The organism is Sandarakinorhabdus sp. (assembly GCF_041689835.1).
Classification (GTDB): Bacteria; Pseudomonadota; Alphaproteobacteria; order Sphingomonadales; family Sphingomonadaceae; genus Sandarakinorhabdus.
Genome location: NZ_JBDNFM010000090.1, coordinates 1 through 3,666, shown reverse-complemented (window position 1 = coordinate 3,666; position 3,666 = coordinate 1). Strand labels below are relative to the sequence as shown.

The window sequence follows — 3,666 nt, the reverse complement described above, 5'->3', positions numbered from 1 at the left end:
CGTAGATGCAGGATCGTCTCGATAGCCTTCATCTCCAGCCTGGTGCGCGCGAATTCCAGGCCCTTGGGTCCCACCAGCGGCATCAACTTGCCCACGATCGGCCGCACCCATTTCGGCATGCGCCGCAGCGGCAACCCGCCCGCTGCGCGCTCGGTGTTCGCCATGAAGCCCTTCACTGGCCCGGCGCGCTTGCTGCCATCCGGTTTGCCATTGTCGTCCGGCTCCGACAGCGCCACCTCGTCCCCCAACAGCCCCAGTAGTTCCGCGCCGCGATCGTTGCGGATCAGCAGCCACTGCTCCCCGGTGCCGCCCATATAGCCCACGGTGATATCAGCGAGGCTGTTGGTGTAATCCACGCAGGTCCGGCAGGTGAGCGGGAAAAAATCCGGCCGCAAATCAGACAATGGCAGCATCAGAAACGGCACGGCGCGCTGGCTGCCATCGGCAAAGCGCAGTTCTACATGATAATCGGCGCGAAATTCCAGATAGGTGATGCTGTCCGGATTGTCCGACAGCAGGCTGAGAAATTCGTGGAAATTCTCGGTGGTCGTATTGTCGCTGCACGGCGTGCCGATCACGTAAATCCGCTCAAAGCCCAGCTTGGCCTCCAGCCGCCGCAGCGCGTGGATCTGGCAGGGAATACCGATGATGCCGATGCGTTTGTAGCCGGCAGCCCGCGCCGGCTCCAGCAACGCCAGCAGCGGCGCATAGCCCATCCGCATGCCGCGCACGTGGGCCATGGCTGCGGCATTGGTCACCATCACCGGGCGCGGTTTCCACTTGTCGTCAGGGTCGGGCGCCATGGCCAACACCGCCTCCACCGCGCCGGTTTCCAGCAAGCGCTCGCCCAGCCGGCTGGTGATGCCGGTCCACTGCGCGCCTTCGCTCGGCCGCTTCAGCCGCGCCTTGGCCATGCGCTGGAACGGCCCGAAAAACAGCTCGTCTGGCCGGGTTTCGTCGCGGGCGCGGCCATGCACGGCGGCTTCCATCACGGCATAATCCGGCTTGATGAACTGGCAGGCGGTGCCGCAATCATTTGGCGTGGCCGTGCGCGACACGCCGCAATCGGTGCACAGGCCGCGCGGCGCGGCGGCTGCGAATTCGGGCGCAATCACCCCTGGAACTGGTTCAGACAAAACGCGACCCCGATCAATGCACCCCTGCTTGACGCTGCTGTTAGCGCTTCGCCGCCCCCATCCGCAACATTACATCTTGAGGGGCGCTGCATAGCCGGTGAGTTCCAGATAACCGCGCCCACCCGGCACCGTCACGGCGCCTTCCCAATACACCGGCCCGCCGCTCATCCGGCTGTCCAGTTCCTGATCCGCCATCATCGGCGCCACCGGCAATTCACGCCAAATGCCCGCCACCTTCAACGCCGCCGTGGGCCGCACCGGCCAACGCGCCTTGCTGCGCGGCGATTGCCACCAACCGCCGGCCTGCCAGCGCACATCGGCAGGCTTCAGCACGGTCAGCACGCCTGCCTTGCTGCGGTGGCTGCCGCCGGCCCACACGCTGTTGCCCTTGGCATCACGCACGCGAAACAGCGTAACCGCGCTACCATCATCCATGTTCAGCCCCAGCCAATCCCAGCCCACCGCCTTGGGATTCAGCAAGGTGGACGACCATTCCCGGTCCAGCCAGGCCTGGCCGGTCACCGGCACCGCGCGGCCCTTTTCGATCAAGCGGCCCGATACCTTCAGGTGCGGCCAACTGTAATAGTGGCTGGCCTCGCCCGCGCCCGGCCCCTTGCGGCTGAAGCCGGCGTCGCCCTGCAAAATCACCGACTGCGTTGGCGTGAAAGCCAGATCGAAGGCAAATCCATCGCCCGAAATCTTGGCATGCAGCCGGCCATCGGCGGCGCGGTACAGGCGCCAGCCGTCCACCATCACATCCATGTCGCCCAGCTTCGCCCCCGCCAAACCAAATCCGGCCCGCGCGATGCGCGCTGCGTGGCGCAGCCGGCCATGCGCCGGATCGGCCAGCGCCGCGTGAGCAAAAATCACCTGATGCGGCACGAACGCCGAAGGATTGTCCGTCATGATATCGGGCCCAAGGTCAGGCTTGGTGCGGAAAAACGTGATCTGGAAACCGCGCTTGCCCGCCGGCGTGTCCAGCCAACCCGTGACATACCACCATTCGGTGCGAAACGCCGGATGATCGCCGTGATCGGCTGGAAACCGCATCACCGCGCCCGGCCGCACCGGCGCGAACGTCACCGCCAGCAGCAGCGGCAGCACGAGCAACAAATACAGCGCCTGTTTGATCGGGGGGCGCATCACCAATCCGCCCGCACGGCCAGCAGCGCTTGCTTGCCCAGCGCCCGCCGCCCGGCCACCACCGCCGTGCCGCCCGCACACGCCACCAGCGCCGCCACCAGCCCCACCAGCAGCGGCCACGGCAGCGCCAGATCCATCGTCCAGTGAAAACTTTGCGGATTGACCACGCGCACCAGCACCAACGCCATCACCAGCCCCAGCGACAGGCCGGCCAGCGCACCGATCAGCCCCAGCCCGGCGCCTTCCAGCCCCAACATGGCCAATATCTGCCTGCGCCCGACGCCAACATGGCGCAACATGCCGAATTCCCGCATCCGCGCAAGCACTTGCGCCGAAAAACTTGTCGCCACCCCAACCAGCCCGATGATGATGGCAATCGCCTCCAGCGCATAGGTAACCGCAAAGCTGCGATCGAAAATGATCAGTGCCACCCGCCGCATTTCTGCCGGGCGGCCAAATTGCGCCTGGCCCTGCACGGCCGGCGGCAGCGCGTCATACAGGCCATCCTGCACGGCCTGTGGGCGGGCGCCAGGCAGCAAATCGAATGTCGCTTCGGTGGCGGTGGCATCACCGGTAAAGCGCTGATAATCCGCCAATGTTATTACTACGCCGCCCCATTGCCGGGCATAATCGCGCCAGATCCCGGCCACAAACAGCCGGCGCGGCACCCCGCCAATCACCAGCGTGTGCACTTCGCCCAGTTGCCACCCGTACAGCCAGGCCATCGGTTCGGAAATCAAGGCGCGTGCGGTTCCAGCCGGCACTGCCGCCTCCGTCGTGTGGGTCAGCAGCACGCTGCTCGGCCCCGCCTGCGCCAACAGCGCCACCGCTGGCCGCGCCGGATCGACCCGCACCGGCAGCACGCGCTGAAATCGCACTTGCGCCACGCCGGGCACTGCCGCCAACCGCGACTGATCGGCCGGCCGCAGCCCGCCGGCTTCTGCCCCTTCGAGGTGCAGATACAAATCCGCCGGCAGCACCGCCACCAGCCATTCATCGACGCTGTGGCGGAAACTGGCGACCATCACTGCCATCGCCACCATCAGCGCCGTCGAAGCGACAATGCCCGACAGCGCCAGCCCCGCCGCCTGCGGCACGCCCCACAGCCGCCGAACCGCCAAATCCGCCGGCAACCACGCACTGCCCCACGCCGCAAACGGCGCCAGCGCCAGCCGCGCCAGCGCCGGCATCAATGCCACGCCGCCCGCCAACAGCAGCGCCATCGCCGCATAACCCAGCAGCGGCAAGCCCATGATCGGCGGGCCCAAGGCGGCCAGCCCGCCCGCGCCCAGCAACGCCAGCGCCGGCCAAGCGCGCGGGCTGCGCGCCGGATCGGGGGTGTCACCCAGCCCTTTGAGCGCCTGCGCCGGCGGCGCGCGCGCGGCGG

General features: G+C 67.3%; 3 protein-coding genes. All 3 read right to left on the bottom strand.

What is annotated here, in order from left to right; translation table 11 throughout:
* Nucleotides 1-1,136, bottom strand: a 1,136-nt coding sequence (locus tag ACESL8_RS04505; RefSeq protein ID WP_372916400.1) for a Coenzyme F420 hydrogenase/dehydrogenase, beta subunit C-terminal domain, incomplete at its 3' end; no start/stop codon positions are given.
* A 69-nt stretch (nucleotides 1,137-1,205) separates the two neighbouring features.
* Complete coding sequence (locus ACESL8_RS04500; protein WP_372916398.1) at nucleotides 1,206-2,279, bottom strand: lipocalin-like domain-containing protein; 1,074 nt, start codon at nucleotides 2,277-2,279, stop codon at nucleotides 1,206-1,208.
* On the bottom strand, nucleotides 2,279-3,666 hold a 1,388-nt coding region (locus ACESL8_RS04495; RefSeq protein ID WP_372916396.1), incomplete at its 5' end, for an FtsX-like permease family protein. The genes ACESL8_RS04495 and ACESL8_RS04500, both read right to left, overlap by 1 nt.

What these genes read in the sequence shown, in the direction of transcription:
- ACESL8_RS04500 (WP_372916398.1), bottom strand. Translation starts at nt 2,279, where the DNA reads ATGCGCCCCCCGATCAAACAGGCGCTGTATTTGTTGCTCGTGCTGCCG.